Source organism: Fulvivirga maritima, assembly GCF_021389955.1.
Lineage (GTDB): Bacteria > Bacteroidota > Bacteroidia > Cytophagales > Cyclobacteriaceae > Fulvivirga > Fulvivirga maritima.
Window position 1 is genome coordinate 6,063,220 of sequence record NZ_CP089980.1, and the last position, 21,565, is coordinate 6,084,784.

The 21,565-nt window shown below is 38.1% G+C and carries 18 protein-coding genes and 1 pseudogene; 8 read left to right on the forward strand and 11 right to left on the reverse strand.

The features are described from left to right. The first annotated feature begins 116 nt into the window (after positions 1-116). The 6 genes from LVD15_RS27220 (at position 117) to LVD15_RS25385 (ending at position 5,330) form a co-directional block, all read left to right on the forward strand. The gene (locus tag LVD15_RS27220; protein WP_306416794.1) at positions 117-1,049 is read left to right on the forward strand and encodes an SDR family oxidoreductase; all 933 of its coding nucleotides are present in this window, start codon (positions 117-119) and stop codon (positions 1,047-1,049) included. A 10-nt stretch (positions 1,050-1,059) separates the two neighbouring features. After that, complete coding sequence (locus LVD15_RS25365) at positions 1,060-1,536, forward strand: SRPBCC family protein (protein ID WP_233777983.1); 477 nt, start codon at positions 1,060-1,062, stop codon at positions 1,534-1,536. Between the two features lie 3 nt (positions 1,537-1,539). Then, positions 1,540-2,013: a sterol desaturase family protein gene (locus tag LVD15_RS25370; RefSeq protein WP_233777984.1), complete on the forward strand. Its 474-nt coding sequence runs from the start codon at positions 1,540-1,542 to the stop codon at positions 2,011-2,013. Between the two features lie 3 nt (positions 2,014-2,016). After that, positions 2,017-2,721 carry a lycopene cyclase domain-containing protein gene (locus tag LVD15_RS25375; protein ID WP_233777985.1) on the forward strand — a complete coding sequence of 235 codons (705 nt, stop codon included), beginning with the start codon at positions 2,017-2,019 and terminating at the stop codon, positions 2,719-2,721. A gap of 92 nt (positions 2,722-2,813) precedes the next feature. Next, positions 2,814-4,766: a cellulase family glycosylhydrolase gene (locus LVD15_RS25380; protein ID WP_233777986.1), complete on the forward strand. Its 1,953-nt coding sequence runs from the start codon at positions 2,814-2,816 to the stop codon at positions 4,764-4,766. Between the two features lie 102 nt (positions 4,767-4,868). Beyond that, positions 4,869-5,330 carry a hypothetical protein gene (locus LVD15_RS25385; RefSeq protein ID WP_233777987.1) on the forward strand — a complete coding sequence of 154 codons (462 nt, stop codon included), beginning with the start codon at positions 4,869-4,871 and terminating at the stop codon, positions 5,328-5,330. A 4-nt stretch (positions 5,331-5,334) separates the two neighbouring features. Here LVD15_RS25385 and LVD15_RS25390 read toward each other — a convergent pair whose 3' ends face one another. Together LVD15_RS25390 and LVD15_RS25395 are read right to left on the reverse strand one after the other, a co-directional pair. After that, positions 5,335-5,793, reverse strand: a complete 459-nt coding sequence (locus tag LVD15_RS25390) for a response regulator (RefSeq protein WP_233777988.1) — start codon at positions 5,791-5,793, stop codon at positions 5,335-5,337. Then, positions 5,778-7,754, reverse strand: coding sequence for an ATP-binding protein (locus LVD15_RS25395; RefSeq protein WP_233777989.1), 1,977 nt, complete (start codon positions 7,752-7,754; stop codon positions 5,778-5,780). Before LVD15_RS25395 ends, LVD15_RS25390 begins: the two co-directional genes overlap by 16 nt. A gap of 396 nt (positions 7,755-8,150) precedes the next feature. On the opposite strand from LVD15_RS25395, the gene LVD15_RS25400 reads away from it, so the two are divergent. Beyond that, entirely contained in the window at positions 8,151-8,936 is a 786-nt protein-coding gene (locus LVD15_RS25400) for a hypothetical protein (RefSeq protein WP_233777990.1), read from the forward strand. A 104-nt stretch (positions 8,937-9,040) separates the two neighbouring features. Here LVD15_RS25400 and LVD15_RS25405 read toward each other — a convergent pair whose 3' ends face one another. The 3 genes from LVD15_RS25405 to LVD15_RS25415 all read right to left on the reverse strand — a co-directional run bounded on the left by LVD15_RS25405 (position 9,041) and on the right by LVD15_RS25415 (position 16,012). Next, positions 9,041-10,615 (reverse strand): BCCT family transporter, encoded by a 1,575-nt coding sequence (locus LVD15_RS25405; protein WP_233777991.1) that lies wholly within the window; start codon positions 10,613-10,615, stop codon positions 9,041-9,043. A 16-nt stretch (positions 10,616-10,631) separates the two neighbouring features. Beyond that, complete coding sequence (locus LVD15_RS25410) at positions 10,632-11,810, reverse strand: hypothetical protein (protein WP_233777992.1); 1,179 nt, start codon at positions 11,808-11,810, stop codon at positions 10,632-10,634. A gap of 260 nt (positions 11,811-12,070) precedes the next feature. Next, complete coding sequence (locus LVD15_RS25415; protein ID WP_233777993.1) at positions 12,071-16,012, reverse strand: SNF2-related protein; 3,942 nt, start codon at positions 16,010-16,012, stop codon at positions 12,071-12,073. Positions 16,013-16,531: 519 nt separating this feature from the next. Here LVD15_RS25415 and LVD15_RS25420 point away from each other — a divergent pair. Continuing rightward, positions 16,532-17,800: a S8 family serine peptidase gene (locus LVD15_RS25420; RefSeq protein WP_233777994.1), complete on the forward strand. Its 1,269-nt coding sequence runs from the start codon at positions 16,532-16,534 to the stop codon at positions 17,798-17,800. 285 nt (positions 17,801-18,085) lie between these two features. Here the strand turns inward: LVD15_RS25420 and LVD15_RS25425 are convergent, their stop codons facing one another. From LVD15_RS25425 to LVD15_RS25445, 6 genes and pseudogenes are all read right to left on the reverse strand, one after another. Next, positions 18,086-18,577, reverse strand: a complete 492-nt coding sequence (locus tag LVD15_RS25425) for a hypothetical protein (protein WP_233777995.1) — start codon at positions 18,575-18,577, stop codon at positions 18,086-18,088. Positions 18,578-18,800: 223 nt separating this feature from the next. After that, entirely contained in the window at positions 18,801-19,148 is a 348-nt protein-coding gene (locus tag LVD15_RS25430; protein ID WP_233777996.1) for a DUF3024 domain-containing protein, read from the reverse strand. Between the two features lie 129 nt (positions 19,149-19,277). Then, positions 19,278-19,535, reverse strand: a pseudogene (locus tag LVD15_RS27375) (type II toxin-antitoxin system RelE/ParE family toxin); the annotation flags it as partial. A gap of 17 nt (positions 19,536-19,552) precedes the next feature. After that, the gene (locus LVD15_RS25435) at positions 19,553-19,771 is read right to left on the reverse strand and encodes a hypothetical protein (RefSeq protein ID WP_233777997.1); all 219 of its coding nucleotides are present in this window, start codon (positions 19,769-19,771) and stop codon (positions 19,553-19,555) included. A 252-nt stretch (positions 19,772-20,023) separates the two neighbouring features. Continuing rightward, positions 20,024-20,644 (reverse strand): hypothetical protein, encoded by a 621-nt coding sequence (locus LVD15_RS25440; RefSeq protein WP_233777998.1) that lies wholly within the window; start codon positions 20,642-20,644, stop codon positions 20,024-20,026. A 71-nt stretch (positions 20,645-20,715) separates the two neighbouring features. After that, positions 20,716-21,555 carry a hypothetical protein gene (locus tag LVD15_RS25445; RefSeq protein WP_233777999.1) on the reverse strand — a complete coding sequence of 280 codons (840 nt, stop codon included), beginning with the start codon at positions 21,553-21,555 and terminating at the stop codon, positions 20,716-20,718. Between the last annotated feature and the right edge of the window lie 10 nt (positions 21,556-21,565).

Genomic DNA, 21,565 nt, shown 5'->3' on the forward strand with positions numbered 1-21,565 from the left:
AAACATTTCTTAAAGAGAGCGGCAAGGCAGTTACCGTACTTCGAGCTGCTATAATTATTGGCTCCGGAAGTGCTTCTTTTGAGATCATCAGAGACATAGTAGAAAAGCTACCCGTGATGCTGGCTCCCAAATGGCTTAAGAGCAGGTGCCAGCCCATAGGCATAAGAAATGTTATGGAATACCTGGCGGGCATAGCTGATAAAAAAGAGGCCTTTGATCAGGTGTTTGATATCGGTGGTCCGGATATACTCACCTACAAAGAAATGCTTTATGCATACGCCAAAGCCCGTAAGCTTAAGCGGCATATACAAACCGTGCCTGTGCTCACGCCTAAGCTATCATCTCTTTGGCTGTACTTCGTTACCTCTACCTCATACCCACTAGCCAGAAACCTGGTAGACAGCATGAAGCACGACGTGGTGGTGCAGCACGAGGGCATTGATAAAATAGTGCCTTTGAAAAAATACACCTACCAGGAGACGCTAGAAATGGCTTTTAGCCGCATTAGTCAGAAGAATGTAATTTCCAGCTGGACTGACGCCGTTTCAAGCCATAAAATGAAAGAAAATTTCATGGACTTCATAGATATACCCAAGCATGGGTGTTTTCATGATGTAAGAGAAATTGAGTTTACCAGGTCTGTTGATCAGGTGCAAGAAAACTTATGGGCCATAGGTGGTACCACTGGCTGGTACTTCGGTAATTTCCTGTGGAAAATAAGGGGTTTTCTAGACAAGCTGGTAGGTGGTGTAGGCCTCCGTAGAGGCAGAAGAAGTCAGAATGACCTAAAAGCTGGCGATGCACTGGATTTCTGGCGCGTGCTACTCGCTAATGAGAAAGAAAGAAGACTACTGCTATATGCAGAGATGAAGCTCCCGGGAGAAGCCTGGCTGGAGTTCAGGATTAAGGAAAATGGCGGTGCCTATAAACTAATACAAAAAGCCACTTTCAGACCACTGGGTATCTGGGGCAGACTCTATTGGTATAGTGTACTCCCTTTCCATTTTTTGATTTTCCCTAAAATGGCCAAAAACATAGTAAACAGCTAAATCTATAAAAATGAAGGTATATAACTTAACCAGTACTCAAACTTTAAATATATCGCTTTTAAAAGCCTGGGACTTTTTTTCATCACCCAAAAACCTGAAAGAAATTACCCCTTCACACATGGGTTTTGACATTAAATATATTTCGGGTGGAGACCGCATGTATCCTGGCCAGATCATCAAATATATTGTGAACGTTTTGCCCGGAGTACCTGTTAAATGGACAACAGAAATTACTCATGTGAGTGAGCCTAACTTTTTTGTAGATGAGCAACGGTTTGGCCCTTATGCCATGTGGCATCATCAGCACCATTTTAAGGAAGTACCTGAAGGAGTACTGATGACTGACATAGTTAACTATGCCATTCCCTATGGTTTTATAGGCAGGCTGGCAAACTGGCTCTTTGTAGAAAAACAGGTAAAGAAAATATTTGCTCATCGATACCAGGTATTAGAAGATTATTTTAACCATAAACCTCAAACTGTATAGCCTATGTCTGGCGCACCTCTCATTATAGTATGCTCATTAATAGTAATAGGCGTATTCCTTTTTATGGAAGGCGTGGCTTGGTTTGCCCATAAATACATTATGCATGGTTTTTTATGGAGCTGGCACCGCTCTCACCATAAACATCACAAACATCTGCTAGAGAGAAATGACCTTTTCGCCGTAGTATTTAGCATTCCCTGCATTAGTCTCTTTTACTATTCTACTTTGGTTAATTATAATCCATACCTTATAGCGGTAAGTATAGGCATATTGTGCTATGGCATTTTTTATATGATCTTTCATGATATTATAGTGCACCAGCGTATAAAATGGTGGCCTAAGAAAAGATCAAAATATTTGAATAGAATGATAAAAGCTCATCATATTCATCATAAAAAACATACTAAAGAAGACTGTGAGGCTTTTGGCTTTTTGTATGCTCCAAAAAAGTTTGAAAAAAGAGACCTTACCCAATAATTTATGAGTGACCGCTGGCTCTACCTCATGCTAGACCTTGGGGCTATAAGCATACCTTTTGTTTGTAGTTTTTACCCTAAAGCTAATTTCTCTAACACCTGGAAAGCACTTATCCCTGCTATCTTACTGCCTGCTGTTATTTTTATATTTTGGGATATTCTTTTTACTCACTGGGGCTTTTGGGGTTTTAACCCAAGGTACCTGACAGGATTTAAGCTATCCAATTTACCTATTGAAGAATGGCTGTTTTTCCTGTGCATACCTTACGCCTGTGTTTTTACCTATTTTTCTATTTGTTATCTGGTAAAAAACAACCCCTTGGAAAGATATGAAAAAGTGATCTCCTGGGTATTGATAATAGGACTATCCTTAACAGGTTTTTGGAATTTATCACTATCCTACACGGCAGTAACTTTTATCAGTTTAGCTTTTTTCTTACTAGCTTATACCGTAATTATTAAAAAATCTCTTGCTTATTTTTATCTCACTTTTCTCATCATTCTCATCCCCTTCTTCCTCATTAATGGAGTGCTTACAGGCACAGGTATAGAAGGTGAAGTGGTCTGGTATAACAATCATGAGAACATAGGAATCAGAATGTTAACCATACCGGTAGAAGACACCTTCTATGGCATGCTACTTTTAATCATGAATGTTACTCTATATGATAGGTTAAGAATTACCTCCCTGAGTAGTGATGTAAGATAAGGTGACTTCACTTTAAAACTTACATGGCTATATCATAGTGGAAGTCTATTTGTTAATATTGAAGTTCACAATTTAACCTAGTTTCATATAGTATGACAAAAACCAACAAGTACTTTTCTAGTCTATACTTGGCAAAATTTCTCTTTATTTTTTTCTTATCTTCTGGTTTGATCAATAATGTATTTGGTCAGGCACCTTTAACGGTAAGTGGGAATAGAATATTGAGTGGAGGCGTAGAAACAAGCTTTGCTGGTAACAGTTTTTTCTGGAGCAACACCGGTTGGGGAGCCGAAAGGTTCTATAATGCTAACTGCGTAGCGTGGCTTAAAAACGATTGGGGATCTACCATAGTGAGAGCAGCCATGGGTGTAGAGGAAGATGGAGGCTACATCTCTGATCCTACAGGAAATAAAAACAGAGTAAAAGCAGTAGTAGATGCTGCTATTGATGAGGGCATTTATGTAATCATAGACTGGCACTCTCACCACGCAGAAAATTATCAATCGCAAGCCATTAGCTTCTTTCAGGAAATGGCTACCGAATATGGTAATACTCCTAACGTGATCTATGAGGTATACAATGAGCCTCTGGGCGGCGCATCATGGAGCGGACAGGTGAAACCCTATGCCGAAGCTGTAATTGCGGCTATTAGAGCAATAGACCCTGACAACCTGATAATGGTAGGCTCTCCTAATTGGTCTCAGGACGTAGACGTAGCTTCTCAGGACCCTATTACGGGTTATGATAACATTGCTTACTCACTGCACTTTTATGCAGGTTCTCACGGACAGTTTTTGAGAAACAAAGCCACCACTGCCATGAATAATGGTATAGCTATAATGGTTACTGAATGGGGCTCTGTTAATGCTGATGGTAACGGAGGCGTAAATCAGAGTGAAAGTAATGCCTGGATGGACTTTTTAGAAGCCAACAACATCTCTCACTGTAACTGGTCAGTGCATGACAAGCAAGAAGGAGCTTCTATTTTACAACCCGGAGCCAGTAGCAATGGCGGCTGGAGCTCTAGTGACCTTACCGCTTCTGGTACGTTTGTGAGAAACATAATTCAAAATTGGGAAAGCGTTACTGGTGGTGGAGGTAATGAAGAAGGAAACTCTGCACCTACAGCTGTAATAAGCACCAGCACTACTTCTGGAGATGCTCCTCTTACCGTTGATTTTGATGGATCCGGATCTTCTGATCCTGATGGAGATAACCTAACTTATAGCTGGGATTTTGGAGATGGAAATACCGCTTCTGGTGTTAGCACCACTCATATTTACAGCAGTAATGGCACTTATACAGCTTCTTTAACCGTAAATGATGGTGAAGGACATAGTAACAGTGCTTCAGTAAGTATTTCTGTAGGTACGGCTGGTACAGGATGCACTTTTAACACTCCTAAAGCAGTGGCTCTGCCTTCTAAACAAAATGCTTATTCTAATGTGCATGTGTCTGCTGGTGGCCCAGACTTAAGTAATATTGCTGACCTGACCATTAACTGGGATCTTCCTAACAATGGTTTGTATCAGTTCTCTATCAGAACTAATAACGGCTCACCTGACTGGTGGAATGACCTTATGCCTAAGGCCACACATACCTTCAATCAATCACAACCAGCACTAACACTTTCTAACACTGGCTTCCCCGGTTTAGATGGCGAGTATTGGGTGAATTTTGATGGTGATAACTTCGTAATGGTAAGCAAAACAGGTAATTTCTACATCTATTTCTCTAATGATGCCAGCACTCCGGCTTGCCCGGCTGCAGAAACTATAGCAAGCAACTATAGTAATGCAGGCAGCAGAACAGATGAGATCATCTACCCTAACCCGAGTGACTCAAGGTTCCAGATTAAAGTAAGCACTCCTGATAAAGTGCAAACCATGAACCTGTATGATAGCAACGGTCAGCTAGTTCGTTCTTATGCTGAGAAAAATATACAATCATCTATGGAAATTGGCGACGAGCTTCCTAAGGGATTATATATCTTAAAAGTGAATTATAGCGAAACAAGTAAATCTTACAAGCTTATTAAAAAATAATACCCAACTAACGGCTGTACTCATAAGTGCAGCCGCTTATTTTTTCCATTTTATAATCATTCAGAAAATTATTAAATTATACTAATCAATAATTTTCAACGAATGACTCTATCACCTACCGCACTACTAACCATTATTCTACTGGGAATCAGCCCATTGGCATCTGCTCAGATGTCTGAAGACCTCACCTACTGTGACATGCCGCTTGAAACACCTGTAGGCTGTAACACCAAAGCTTCTGAAGTAACTTGCGATGATTATGCTGTTCAATGGCTTTATATGAATACCTTGATGCTCAAATCAATGCCTGAGCAGTTTATAAGCCAGATGGAAGATGAATTCAAGAAGTTCTCTAAACAACCCATTCAGGCTTCCTCTTTTGGGTATCCGCTTGATGGGCAGAAGATCACCTATAAACACAAAGGCCATTGGAAATATAAAATAGTAGCTTATGGCGTGGTAAACGCTCAGCCGGTAATGCTTAACATTAGCCTGTTAAATGATCCTGTCAATAACGATGCATTGCCTGATTTTGTACAAGTAATGATTCAACTGAAAGACTGATGTATTAAATTTCCATGGCAGGATTAGGCTGTTTATTGGTGATAATCCAGTACATACCTAAATCTCCTATTAATTTAGAGAAATCATTAAAATTAACAGGTTTTACAATATAGCTATTGGCCCCTTCATTATAGCAGGTATCTATATCTGGCACCTCGTTAGAAGAAGTTAAAATAACTACAGGTATATTTTGTGTTCGAGGGTCTTTTTTGATCTTTCTTAAAATCTCAATTCCGCTGATTTTGGGTAGTTTAAGATCTAATAAGATTAGCTTCGGATTAAAGACCTTCCCCTCATTAAATGAATATTGACCTTCATTAAACATAAAATCAAGTGCCTCTTCGCCGTCATCAATATGCAACATATTATTGGCCAATTTAGACTTCTTAAGGTTACGAATGGTCAGTTCTGCCTCATGATGATTATCTTCAATAAGCAAAAGTTCAACTAGTTCAGTGTCCATGTTTCTTTAACGTTTTTTACCTCGGTGGGTATCGTGAAATAGAAGGTTGTTCCCTTATCTATTTCAGACTCTGCCCATATTTTACCTCCGTGTTTTTTTATAATTCTATTTACAGTAGCTAATCCCACCCCGGTACCTTCAAATTCGCTCTCTTTATGTAACCTCTGGAATACACCAAAGAGTTTGCCGGCATAGTCCATATTGAACCCAACTCCATTATCCTTTACATAATACGTAATTTCCTCGTCATTTCTAAACGAATTCACCTCAATAATTATTTCGGATTTTTTCTTAGAATATTTTAATGCATTAGATATTAGATTAGAAAATACTTGTTTTATCAATCCAGGATCACCTTTCATATCCTCTATATTTCCTAGCTTAACATCTATATTTTTATTTTCGGCCACACTCATCTGTTCAGAGAACACCTCCTCCACCACTTTCCAGGTATTAATAGGCCTCAGGTGAATATCTTTCCTGCCCAGCTTAGCAAAATTGAGCAACTCATCTATTAGCACACCCATTTTTATAGCATTGTTAGACACCACATCCATAAGCCTCTGACTCTCATCATCTAAATCCACCAGGTCTTCTTTGAGCATAGAAATATAGCCATCAATAATTCTGAGCGGTGCTCGCAAATCATGAGCTACTGTATATGAAAATGCCTCTAACTCACGATTGGCACTTTCTAGCTGAGCCTCTTTTAATTTACGATAAGTAGCATTAGAAGAAAGTAAGGTTACCCCTACAATATCATTATTATGGTCATAAATAGCCCTATACCTCAGCTCATACCACTTATCTTCTGATTTAAGATATTTCTCTTCTGTTATGGTTTGTCCTGCCAATACAGCCGTACATTTTTCCTTTAGTATTTCGCGGTGTTCAGGAACAGTAACTGCAGCCCACAAGGGTTGACCTAGTGCTACTTCAGTACCATAAATAGCCTTCATAGACTGAGCAAAGCCTTCATTATAACTTAAACATCTAAAATTCTTATCTATAGAAACTATAGTTATATCATTAAGGCTATCAATACTAGATCTTAATAAAGAATAAGTCAACCTATTCTTAGATTCAGCTTTTCTATGAGCTCTGTCTTTATTGTTTATTTTCACAATGGCTAACCAAATAAAAGCCGTATTCACCACTATAATAAGTAATGAAGCTATGGCTACGCCTAGCTCTTCAGATGCTCCATAAAGTATATTAAGTACCTGCGACATTAGTCCGGCCAAAAAGGTAAGACCAATGGATAATGGCATAATAACCCTAGCTATTTTACCGCCAGATAATGAAGTGGTTATATCTCTAACTATACCTCTATCACCAGATTTAAAAAGAATAGCTAAAGCTACAGCTGCAAAGCCAACAGCAGTATGTACCGCCATAGGAAAATAGGTTAACAAACCATAAAACTCCTTCACCCCGTAGGCATAGCCAACCAATGAAAAATTAGCAAAGTAAAAGAGTATTACCGCAAGCACTTGATAGTATGCACTCTTGAGTTTAAGGCTTTTTCCACCAATTATTATCCCACTGAGCAAAAAACAAAGCGCAGTATTTACTGCCATTCTGTTAGATATCTTACCCTCTCCTTCTATTAGCAAGCTTTTATGAAAAAGAAGTTTATCTACTTGGATAGGACAATCTGTGAAATACAAAACAATATGAACTACCGAAATAAGTATCAAAGCAGAGACCAGGATACGAGTGATGACTTTTTTACGCTCCAGACAAAGTGCCGCTCCGCAAATAACAAAACACAGTGCTGTGAGCGGATTCATAGCCACCAGGCCAGTAATAGGTCTTTTTATAAACTCCAAATCAAAACTCCAGCCTGCAAGTACTATGAGCCCCAGAGCAATAACAAAATATATAAGATAAGTAGCTAGAGTCTTTAAAAACCGCCTTAACCGCGTTTCAACTCCAAATTGTTCTTTCCCTTTAGTCATGTTATACTTTCTGATAATGTCAAAAAATATTGAATGGGCAGGATTAATTAGATTTAAATATGAATATAATTAATTAAGAAAAGAATCTTAAATCATTAAATAAATAAAATTTATCTATACTTATTATCAATAAGAATATAGCAATGATTTACCACGTGATCTGTCAGCAACTGTAAAACCTATGATTTTACAGAATGAATAGCCACCACGCCTTATCAATATCTCAATCCTTTTCATTCTTATTAAAGTGGAGAAAGAAGCTGCACTTGAAAGACTATTGGTATTGTTCTTGTCGTTATTGCCTTGGGTATGAAAAAGCGAGGAAAACTCAGAGCTCTCATAAAAAATTGACAAAAAATCAGACAAATCCTTTAAATTTGAATCAAACCATACATTATGCATAGATCATTAATTATACTCATACTATTATTTGTTGCTCATTTCAGCCACGCTCAAGATGATTATCTGGTTACTCTAAAAAGAGATACCATAAAAGGAGAAGTGCAAATTCTTCTTCCTTCAGACAGAAATGAAGAGATCATGTTTAAAACTGGTGACGACAAAACCAGGTATAAAGCATACCAGTTTTTAGAGTTTTATCATGAAGGAGAACATTATGTGCCCGTGAAGATGACTGAAAAATACGCCATAATGAAAGTTATAAAATCAGGATACTTAAGCTTACTAAGCTATAGAGTAGATAATAATTATGATTTTGGAAATCTTTATTTACTTAAAAAGACGGGAGAAGGAACAGAAGTACCCACTTTCCTTTTCAAAAAAGTGATGGCTGATTTTCTTGCCAACTGTACTCAGGTGAGCAAAAAGATTGAAAACAAAGAATACAAAAGATCAGATATAGAAACTATTGTAGATGAGTTTAATAACTGCATTATAAGGCAAACAGCAGATACTTACTCAGGCGAAGCACCTGCTAAAAAGAGTACTCCTAAAGTGACTGACCACCCTGCTTTATCCATTATTAAAAACATAAAATCTACACTGGCTGGTTATGACACTGAAGAAACGGAAGATATACTGGCTTTACTCTCAGACCTTAATGATAAAATATCTACGGGAGAAAAAGTACCTTCTTATATGATTGGTGCACTAAAAGAAGAAGCTGGTGCCTTTGATAAAATTCAGGCAGATGTAGAAGCTTTAGTAGAAGCTATCAAATAACAGAAACAGAATTCTATTTATACAAGAAGGGGCGGCCTCAAAAGTATTTACTTAACTAAAAGTAACTTTTGAAACCGCCCCTTTTTCATTTACACAATAGCTTTTTATTTCTTTTTTAACGGTTTTAGCTCATCTTTATTTTGCTCACTATATTCTTTTAGTGATTTATAAAAGCTAAAGCACATGACTATAATAATGATGGAAAAAGGCAGTCCGGTAATAATGGAAGCCGTCTGCAGAGCCGTGAGTCCGCCACCCACTAAAAGAACAGCAGCCACTAACCCTTCCATTGAAGCCCAAAATATCTTTTGACCTTTAGGCGCATCATGCCTCCCTCCTGAAGTAAGCGTATCTACTACAAAAGAGCCTGAATCTGATGAGGTAACAAAGAAACTGGCCACCAATAGCACAGTAACTATAGATGCAAATGAGGTTAAAGGATATTGTTCCAGTAAATAGTATACCGCTGTAGAAACATCGGCTTTTACCGCCTTAGTAATGTCATGATTACCTAATAACTCCTGATAAATAGCACTACCCCCAAATACAGACATCCATAAGAAAGTGAATAAGGTAGGTACTAATAGCACTCCTAAAATAAACTCTTTAACCGTTCTTCCTTTAGAAATTCTGGCTATAAAAATACCTACAAATGGAGACCATGAGATCCACCAGGCCCAGTAAAATACCGTCCAGGTATTCTGCCAATTAGTTTTTTCGCCCACTCCTTTGTATGTATTAGTCCAGAAACTAAGCTCAAAAAACTCGTAGATATAATGACCTATATTTTGTACAAAAGATTTAAACAAGAAAAGCGTAGGCCCCACCACCAGAACGAAAAGCATTAAGAACAGGGCCAGGCGCATGTTCCATTCACTAAGCTTTCTTATGCCTTTATCTATACCTAAGATAAGAGATAAGGTAGCGAAAAAGGTAATCACCACAATAAGGATCACTTGTACCATCTCACTGTTTTCTACCCCGAAAAGGTATTCTAGCCCTGCATTAACCTGCTTTACCCCCAGCCCCAAAGAAGTGGCCAGACCAAAAAGAGTGGCTATAACACTTATAATATCGATTATATCTCCAATAGGGCCATGAATTTTATCTCCGAATAACGGATGAAAAACCGACCTTATGGTGAGAGGAAGTTTCTTATTGAAAGTGAAAAAAGCCAATGCGAGCCCTATGATAGCATACAGCGCCCAGGCATGCACGCCCCAATGCAAAAAGGTAATGCCCATAGCCTCTTTGGCCGCAGCCACCTTATTCTCAGGGTTCTTTAAAAAGGGATTACTGTTAAAATGGAAAATAGGTTCTGAAACACTCCAGAACAAAAGGCCGATTCCCATACCGGCACTAAAAAGCATTGAAAACCAGCCCAAAGTAGAGAATTCTGGTTTAGCATCTGGCCCGCCAATTCTTATGTTCTTAAACTTTCCAAAGCCAAGAAAAAGAGAAAATATAAGCAACCCATTCACCAATAATATGAAGAACCAACCCACATGGTCAGCAATGTAGTTTTGTGTGTTATTAAACCACTTCTCCATAGGCTTACCCACTATGATAGTGGTAAGCACTAATCCTAAAATAATTACTAAAGAGGTTACAAATACCGGTCCGTTAGCTTTAATCCCCAGAAATTCCTTCTGATCACTTCTCGTATTTGTTTGCGACATATATTATTAATTTTGATTAAAAGTAATATCCAATATTTATATTAAATCGTGTTTCCCATTCCGCTTTCGGGTTTCCTTGAGCCAGCCCTTCTGTCCACTCAGGCCCTATCCAAGGGTGGTTTTTCCCAGCTGCCAAATCAATATAAGTATACACCTGACCTGCCGTTACCATCACCCCTGTCACATTCATATAGGTATCTGCAAATCCATTAGCAGGCTTATGCATATAACCGAAATCATCATATACTTTTAGCTCTGAAACAGGTCCCCAGGTCACTGGTATGGCATAAGCCGCTCCCAGCGTATAAGTAGTAGCAGAAGCAGCGGTTAAATAAGGCGCACCATAAGCTGTCATGGCTATAATGTCATCCCGCTCATCTTCCGGATTTTGAGGTGAGTATTTATAATGGGAAACTTGTGCTTTGAGATCAAAGCGGCCTACTAGTAACTCATAGTGACCCGCCAGCGCGTAATGATGCCCCACATCTTCTGTAGTGAGGTTATACAGCCCTCCATACTGAGCTGAAACACCGATATTATGCTGAAAAGAGCCGGCAAGCGTTTTATAAACAAGCTTGCCATTTATCTGATTAACCTCCTTATTTCTAAACTCCAGCTCACCGTCACCACTATAGTCTATAGAAGCTACATCATAAGAATATCTGCTGTCTGAAGCATCACTATTAGAGCCAAAATTGAGCTCTTCAGCATTTTTAAAGAAGGCAATATCATAGTCCCATCGATCACCTCTGTGCTTAAACTTAAGCCCCATGTCGTGGTCGTCTTCCAAACCAATGTAGTAATTTAAACCGAAAAACCAATTATGAGAATCATACTGAGTTATACCAAACGGAACTTGAGTGAGGCCTAATTGTAGTTCTTCGGCGTCATTAAAATCATAAGCCACCCACCCTTGCTTGAGCATGCCTCCACCAAATGCAGACGAGTATAATCTGTATTCGGCATTGAGCTTCACTCCTTTATAGCTGGCTTTAGCATTTATTCTGAAGAGATCATAACCGAAGTCACCTCCCCTTTTCTGCTGCCCGTCTTTCCAGGATGATAAATTATAATTAAACCTAAGGGCACCACCAATGCTAATTTTTGGCTTCTCTTCCTCCCCTTCTTTTTCCTGTGCCATTAAAGGCATGGTGGCTAAAAAACAAAGCCCAACCACCCCAATTATAAATTTCATCAGTATGCTATTGTTTGGTTATTTCTTATCTCACATCCAAACCCTAACAGCCAAATATCACGCTAAGAAATTCTAATAGTAGCAGTAAAAAGAAGAAACAAAAAAGTCGATAGCCAACCTTATAAAACAACTCCCCTCCCATCACCAAAAGAATTATATTGTATTAATTAGCAAATAGTTAAAGCTAAAATCTACCTCAAGCTTATCTTTTGAATGTGTCAGCTATATAACCACGGCTACTGGTGAATAGTTTATAAAACTCACTTCACAAGGTTCATTATATCTTCTTTTGTAAGGTTTTTAAGTATGGCATTTTCATCATTAATAAGGCCTCCCAGTAATTCTTTTTTTGAGGACTGCAGCTTCATAATTTTCTCCTCTACAGTACCCGGACATATGAGTCTGATAGCGGTTACGCGCTTATTCTGACCTATCCGGTAAGATCTGTCTATGGCCTGATTTTCTACTGCCGGATTCCACCAGGGATCTACCATATATACATAACTGGCCTCCGTGAGATTAAGACCTACACCTCCTGCTTTAAGACTAATGAGAAAAACCCTGACATCTTCATTTTTCTGAAACCGAGTTACTACTTCTTCTCTGTTTTTAGTGGCTCCAGTAAGTATGGCATAGCCTATTCCTTTAGCCTCTAACTCAGCTTGTATGAGCTCTAGCATACCTACGAACTGAGAAAAAACCAGCATTTTATGATATGGAGCATGATTATCTACCTGCTCCATTAGCACTTCTATTTTAGCTGCGGTTTCTGTAAGCTGAGCAGGAGTAGAATCTAGCAACTTAGGTGAATTACAAATTTGGCGTAACTGTGTAAGCCCTTTAAGCACATACATAGAAGTTTTACGAATATCATCAGTTTCCTTCTCTTCCATATAATCTCTAAAATCCTTCTCACTGGCTTCGTAAATACGCTTTTGTTCCGGTTTCATTTCACAATAAATAACCAGCTCTTCTTTCTCTGGCAGCTCTTGCGCCACCTGATCTTTAGTTCGTCTAAGCAAAAACGGACTGATTTTATCCTGCAGCTCTTTAGCCCTTTTCTTACTCTTAAACTGATCTATTGGAGCCGAATAGCGCTCTTTAAAAAACTGCTTGCTGCCCATAAGCCCTGGGCAGGCAAATGAAAACTGACTGTAAAGATCAAAGGTGTTATTTTCAAACGGTGTGCCCGTTATTACAATCTTATTACGAGACTTCAATAACCTTACGGCCTTATAACGTTGTGAATTAGGATTTTTTATTTGCTGAGATTCATCCAGAAAAATGTAGTCAAACATGAAGTTCTTCAGAAACACTACATCTGCCAGCAGGGTGCCATAGCTGGTAAGTATAATATCATACTTGCCAAAAAGTGACGTATCTCTTTGTCTGTCGGCACCTTTTAATTCCAATACTTCAAGTTCCGGGGCAAACTTCTCTATCTCTGACCTCCAGTTAAACCTGAGTGTGGTAGGCACCACTAAAAGATGTGGCTTCTTGCCTTGCTTCTCTTTTAAAGCCAATATGAAAGCTATTATTTGCACTGACTTGCCCAGCCCCATATCATCCGCCAGACAACCCCCAAAATTAAAGTCATCAAGAAAATTGAGCCAGTTAAGACCTTCTTTCTGGTATGGTCTCAATTCCGCTCTTAACTCTTTGGGAATGTTCACCTGCTCTATGGCTTTAAAATTCTCAAGTTTTTCATGATACATAGCCAGTTCATGCCGCACGGTTTCATCCAGCATCTTAGTCTCAAAGAGGCTTTCTATTGCTGAGAAGTTCACCTTTGGGAAGGTAATCATGTCCTGCTCATCTATTTCACCAGCATTAAAATAGGCTTCAAACTTCTTCATCCACTCTTTGGGGAGCACGCCAAAGGTCCCATCATCGAGCTGCACGTATTTAGACTTGTTTCGCACCGCCGCTTTCACCTTTTTCATAGAAGCCTTTTGCTTAGCGTAGCGCATGTCTACCTCAGCATTAAACCAATTGATGCCGCTAACCACCTTAATATCAATACTTACCGGATTAGGATTTAAACGATTACCCTCAATTTCATCAAAACCTAAAATAGTAATGTCACTTTCCGCCCACTCCATACAGGTTTTGAGAAACCACTCTTCTTCCAAAAACCTCTTTTTATGTAAATAGAAATAAGGCAGATCGTTCTCTTCTAGCTGCTCTTCAAAAAAAGGATGCTGTTTAATCATTAAAGCCAGAAATTCAGACTCCTTATTCACATCCCTTTTCACCAAAAACTCCTTACCCTGGCTATCATAGGCATAAATCTGCTTACGGCTACGCACCTCCACTTCTACATCACTGTAGCGCATTACAGGTATGAGCATTACAAAATTGTCAAAATCAGATAGGTAGATGATTTTTTCCTCAGAGTCATTAAAGCCCTCCATTTCAAGCTGCTCTGCTGTTGCTTCTTTTATAAAGCGGTATTCGATCTCTATCTGCTTTTCAATATCATCTAAAAACTGCGTTCTAAACTCTTTAAAGGCTGAAGCATGTACAATCAGCTTACCGCCCTTTTGGTTTAACAGGTCTAACACTCTGATCAGCTGCAAGCCAGAAAGCAAATGAAGTTGCTCCTCTATTTCAAGAAAGCAATTATACTTCAGCTTCACTTCATTGAGCCCAAAGCTTTTGTCTCCTAAGAATATTTGCGCTTCTATTTCAAAATGACGACCTACTTTAGACACCCACAGTTTTACCTTGCCTGCAAATGGCCTTACCTGAACCTGAGATATGGAGCTGGCACTTATTTTATCAGAAGCGCGCGAGTTATGCTGATAAAACTCATATCCTAAAGGATTTTTAATAATATAAGAAAGCACTGCCAAATCCTCCGCAGTAAGTGATTCTCCTTTAAAATCCATAAACTTATTCACCCCTAGCAGGAATTTAATCTCCCGGCCATCTTGCAAGTCCCAGACATGGTTCTGCGGATTAACCTGTACCAGCGGATTTTTTATTTTACCCTTCTGAGTGCGCTCCGCATGGTAAATTGAAATAAGTAAATGATTATAATAACGATGCTTTCTTAGCACCAATATGTTTTTATTATGATCTAAGCTGCCAGCTAGTAATTGCTCTCCATCTGTTCTCACCTGACTTTTCAAGCTTTTAAGACTATCTGCGGTTACAGAAATTAATCCGGGATGGGCAGGTTTAGTAATAAGGCGACCATGCTCTTGTTCTATATCAAAGTATTCATCAAGATCAGGCTCGTTTTCAAGACCATAATCAAAGGCCATTTTTTTCAATTCCTGATGCCTGCGTTGCTTATCAAAGAAAATAAGCAAATCATCGGAATGCATTAACAGATCTAACGCCTCCGCCTGATGATCACATAGCAACATGTCATCTCCCTCACAATTACAAACCACTATCAGCTGCTCTGCTGTTTGTGAAAGCACTACTTGAAAGCTGCCTTGTGAAGATTTTATAGTAAACACCCCTTGGTTCACACTCATCAGCTCTGTAAACACACGTAAGTCCTCACCTTGATACTGATGGTGAGTAAGCACCTGATCTATTTGGTGCTGTGGCAGTGTATTGTCTTGTTCCGAATGAAAAACATAATGATGCTGCGGTGGCAGACCATCTTCTTTGTGACCTGAATCAGCCATAAAGTTTATTGCTCCTTTTGCTCTGTAGTAGATTCTATAACCACCCCCTTCTGTGGTAAAAGAAAGACCTTGCTGCGAAGCTGTACCAATCATTACGGCTTGAGCCAACAGTTTATCAGAGCCTTTATCTGCCCCCCAATGAACTATGAAATTGGCCCCCGGACCTCCTGCGGCATCATCATGAGCCACTACTATTTCCACTGATTGTAATGCTGTGAGTACAATTGGTTTTTCTATGTAATGCCTTACCAGTCCACCTTCTGAGTCATAATAATCTATACCTGTCACATACACACTGTCCTGCATATTTACATTTCTCAGGCTAAGCGTAGCTGCTAAAGCAAATCTTCTGGTGCCATCCAGGTGATAAATATCTGAATAGACTGGCACATATAAAGTCTCCTGATAAGCCAGGTCCGATACATCAACATCGGTATAATGATAATTTTCGCTAGGATGCGTCTTCTTTTTGACCTTTGCCTCTTGCCGCTGCTCAGCTTCAGGAGACTGGCACGCCAGGCATACACCAATAATGAACAACACACTCCAGTATTTCATATAGATTTCCTTTATCACCTTTACAAACCTAAAGCTACAAAAAGTTTGAATGATAATTTTCAGAGAGCATATAGAAAGTCTCCCGTTAGGGTATAGGTTTCGGACAAAAACTTAGAAACTCCAATATTAATGAGAAAGTGATAGGTAACACTAAAGAACATATCAACCTCATTAAAGACCCGTTCGGTCAAAAAGTAATCATGCAATATGAATACATAAACACAGAAAAAGCTAAACTAAAAATGTCTTTCTAATTAAAATATAAATTTTATACACCAATAACTTTAAATAAGATAACAAAAGTCACGTCTTATATTTAATCATACACCGCACCACTAACAATCAAAAAACTTAACTCAGAGCAAGTGTGATAGCACACATCAAAATTATAAATAGACAATGTTTTAATTTTTTAGTACAATGCAATTAATAAAATATAATAAATCATAATACGTTTTTTATTAAAATTTCAATAACATAACTTGCTGCCGTTCAATTTTAACTAAACCCAAACATGTTATGAAAAATCTATTCAAGAGAGGCGCACTCTTTATTGGCGTAGCTATGTTTTTCTCTGTAATTATCACTTCCTGTGATGATGAAGAGAAGTCAATCAACCAAAAAATCCAAAAACCAGAAGTTAAAGAAGCTGTAGAAACCACTGTAGAAGGCCATGGAGATATTATTCCGGGCAGCTACATTGTTACCTTAAAGGAAGGTTCCGTGGGCAGCAACATGAGAACCATGAAAGGTTATGCCATCAGACAGGCAGTGGCTAAACCGATGATGAGTGACATGATCACCCGTGCTGGTTTACAGTTAGATCAATTGAAACACGTATATTCCGCCGAGGGAATAATGGGTTTTTCTGTTGATAATGTGGACAGTGAAGGTCTTGCCAAGCTTAAAAGCATGTCTAATGTGGAGACTGTTACTCCTAACAGAGTAATTGCTCTTGTTCCTTGGTATTGTTCCTTCTTCCCCTGGTTAGATGTCTGTAATGAAGATCCAGAACCAAGTCCTGATCAAACCACTCCTTGGGGCATCACTCGTGTAGGCGGCCCTACAAACATGAGTAATTCTAATAAAAGAGCCTTTGTTATTGATACAGGCATTGATTTTGATCACCCTGACTTAAATGTAAATACTTCATTGAGCACCAGTTTTGTTGGCAGCAATGGTAATGATGGCAACGGTCATGGAACCCACGTAGCCGGTACCATAGGAGCTATTGATAACAGCATAGGTGTAGTAGGAGTAGCTGCTGGTATTGAAGTAGTTGCAGTACAAGTACTTAACTCACAAGGATCTGGTTCATATGCTGGTGTAGTCTCTGGTATTGATTATGTTGCCCAAACTGCTAATCCTGGTGACGCAGCTAACTTAAGTCTTGGAGGCCCTACTGACTCTTCAGTAGACAATGCCATTAGAAGGTTAGGTAATGCCGGCGTTTTTGTTTCATTAGCTGCAGGTAATGAAACTCAAAATGCAAATAATGTTTCTCCTGCAAGAACTAATGGAACTAACATTTACACTGTTTCCTCTATGACCAGCAGCAATTCTATATCTTATTTCTCTAATTATGGCAACCCTCCTGTGGACTATGCCGCACCTGGATCGAGCATAGAATCTACTTGGTTAAATGGAGGTTATAATACCATAAGTGGTACATCTATGGCAGCGCCTCACGTAGCAGGACTGCTTTTAGTAACTAATGGAAACATCCAAACTGATGGCTATATATCTGGTGACCCTGATGGTAACCCGGACCCAATAGCTCACAACTAAAGTTCATAATTCAAATTAATAATAAGGCCTCTGGATTTATTCAGGGGCCTTTTTGTGGGAATGTGTGGGGGTATGAATGTTAGTAGATGGAAACTTAACACAATTTAAAAACTCTTTGATTCATTTTACACATATCAATCTACTCATTTAACAAAAAAGTCATAGTGACCGATAAGAGTGCGTAGTGAAATCCTTTTGCAGTGACACTATCACACAGCTGTGTAAAGAAAGAATGAAGAAAGGAGACTGAAAATTCATTTTAGCTTTGATGAACCATTTTTTCACCTATTTCCCTACATACTTGGCAGGTATTTCAGCTTTATCAGATTCTATTGTCCATAAAAGGCTAACTATCCACCAACGGCCACCATAATAAGTTAATTGATAGCTATTTATCCCTCTTTCCTCAGATCCTTCAGAGTCTTTACCATAAAAACTCTGGAATACTTGTGCTATGCCATTGTATTCATCTACCACCTTATGAATTTCCTTTTCAAGGTATCCTTGTTCATAGTAAGGGTCTTTCAAGAGGCTAAGAAAGTCATCAAGCAAAACGGTTTCAGCATTTGAAGCATCTGCAACTGTAAGTATGGCAGACGGGTGAAATAAATTCCTAATTGCTGCAGTATCCATCTTCTCCCCTTTTTCTATGGTTATCTGATCTAGTAGTTCACCAATAATGCCATTTATAGATTCAACAGGTGCTAAAGTCTTTTCCTGAGCTAGAGAATTTATTGAAGTAGATAGAATAAGTACTGTGTAGAGAAAGAATTTCACAATAAGGCTTATTAAAAGTTCATTATAAAACACATAAAAAACAATATTATATTATTTTATTTAATAAATTTAAATATATCATCCTATAATCCATATAAATCACAATTGCATTGCGATTATATCTTCCGGCATTTACAATGCCTGTATCAAATCAAAATTGTAAATGCTAATGAAAATTTATGTCGGAATGGATTTGCTAGCTAGCTAAAATTTGCATGGTTCTCTATCCCCAAAAGCATCCATGAGCGTCTTTTTCAACTATGTCTAAAAACTCCTCAATGGTCTTAACCTTAGGCTTGGGATCATAACCATGCCATTTAAGATTTGATCGCATCCAATAGATTTTCCAGATATTTTGAGCTTTCACCCAAGTGGTTTTTGCAACAGGGCTTTCGATTTTCTCTTCTTTATTCATCCAATGTGGACGAATATCAAAAATAATGATACTCTGATTCTCGATTTTGTAGCTCAAGTCCAACTCCTGCCTGATGTGTTCGGCAGGTCTGTGTTTGCCCAGAAATACTTCCAGGGCATTGATAGTTTCTGCTGATTGTAGTGCGTCTAATGGCATAGTTTTATTTTTATAGATTAAACCTCCTGCGTTTTCAAAAATGTGGAGATTTGGTAGTTAATTAATTCAAAAGCCTCTTCTAGCTAGATCACAATTATAGTTCAACTATACTAAGTTTGAAAAACGAAACTAAAGATTTAAGAACTTATAAGAATTATGTACCATCAAAATATCAACTTTATTTTCATGGACTATTACATAAACAATTCTATAGTTACCCAATATCACCCCTCTTATTCTAGGATTATTAAGTTCGGGAACCATTCTTCTTGAGTCGGGAAATTTGGATAATTGACGAACACGAGTGCGAATGCGTCGGACTTGAATCTTTGCATACTTTAATGAATCCCTACTGATGAATTCAGCAATTGAAATTAGGTCATTTTTGGCTTGTGTGGTTCAATTTACCTGAGCCATTCTGGAAGCTCTTTATCCAGACCCTCATCGGCAATCACATCACCTGCACTGGATTGCGCAAGTCCACGATCTATCTTCTCTAAAAGTAGTAGTTCATCAATAATCTCATCAACCGAAAATTCATCCGGAAACTTCCCACTGGTCGTAGCATCCGCTACGATCCATACTTTGCTTGAGCGTCCGCTCAAATTCTTTCCTAAATACAATCAATATCCTTCTTGAAATACTGACTGTGCATTGTAGCTACAGACATACGCTTATCTCATTCCGAGCATATGCTCTTGCTAATTATAGGTCGTAGGACCGCTGCGCTTAACCTACGACCAGTGGGTGCTAAATCGCAATTGTATTGAGATTTTATCTTCTGCCCATTTACAATTCCTCTGAATAAACTGGCGACACGAATGTTAATGGAAATTTATGGAGTAATGGAATTTCGACATATCTAAGTGAATTTTCTATTCCAATAATCCTTTTATCAACTTTATGATTTCAGGTGCCATTGCACTAGTAGCAACTCCTTCCACTAAGCTTCTAACTGTTTTTAATGACTCGGAAATTATTGATATTTTGGGTTTAGGCGAATTACTTTGTGCTCTTAATGTATCTATTTCAGCGCTAAGTTCTTCTCTTAATTCAGGGTCTAATTTTACATCAAGGGCAAACCTTTGAAGCTTCTCAACAAGGTCTTTCAATGCTTTGACTTTAAACATAAATTCTTGATGAGAGCTTGTATTTCCCTGCTGAATTGCCGAATTACTCATATTCTTAATATTGATAATATTATATGATTTGAAATGTTCAGTTGGCTCATCTGGTTCACTCAAAGCCTTTTCGATTTCTGAAATACCCTCATGTGATATCCCAATTGTTCCCCCAACACCTCTAGATTCTATAAGACTCTCTTTAATTAAATAATCAACAGTATCCTGGGTCCTACCCATATCAAATTTTAATTCTCTGCCTATGCACCACATATCAACGTCTTTAAAACTGCTTCCTTCTACAGTATCGTACAGGTGCTTTAAGAATTGAAATCTCTGATTTTTTTTCTCTCTCATATTTATTTGTTTTTCCATTAATCTAAACTAAATGGTTTTGAAATTATTCGATAGAAGACAAGCAGCGACATCACAATTGCATTATGGTGTTATCTTCCAGACATTTGCAATGCCTCTGAATAAAACGAATTATCACTTGAAAAATCATCCCTAAATATAATCACCCCATCAACCTCTGGAGCAAATTCTATTTCTTTAAAAATTTCTCTATGAACATTCTCCTCTTCTTCAACAGGTTGTAATACATTTCGTAAATTAAGTAACTGCATAAAAGCTATATTGACCGCTAATAACACTTTTCCATTCAGTCCAGAAAATCCGGCTTTTCCAAATTTTTTAATCATCTTACCTTTTAACTTATTAAAAAGAGACTCATCATGAGCATCTAAAGTAATAAAACCACTTGCACTATTTGGAGGCAATTCCTTATTTGGCATATAAACCTCAAAATGAATTTCTTCACCTTTATCTCCGGTAATCGTAATATCAACATCCCTACGATTTCCAGATACTTTATGTGTAAACGGATGCTCAAATATTATTTTATAACCCATTGATTTCAACTGTACAGCTAATGTCAACTCACTAAGCGTAGAAAAAAAATTCACACCTCCAAGATTTGTGATCTTATCCTTAAAGCCTTTGTCTGTCTGTAATTCCGGAAATTCCGTGAGATATTGATTCAGTTTTTCAAAATAGATTTTATAGTTTCTATTACCTGATATCGGTCGACTAATTAAAACAGCAATTATCAAAAAATTCAGATTATTTTTTCCTCCAAAAAAATAATCATAAAAATCATTCTCATCAGTCATTTTATTTTGCCACTTTAAATAATCATCATCATTTATCAGATTGTCAATGGCGTTATACCTAATGATGCTTTCTTTAGCATACTGGATACATTCTGTTACTTCTAATTGATTCATTATATTTAAA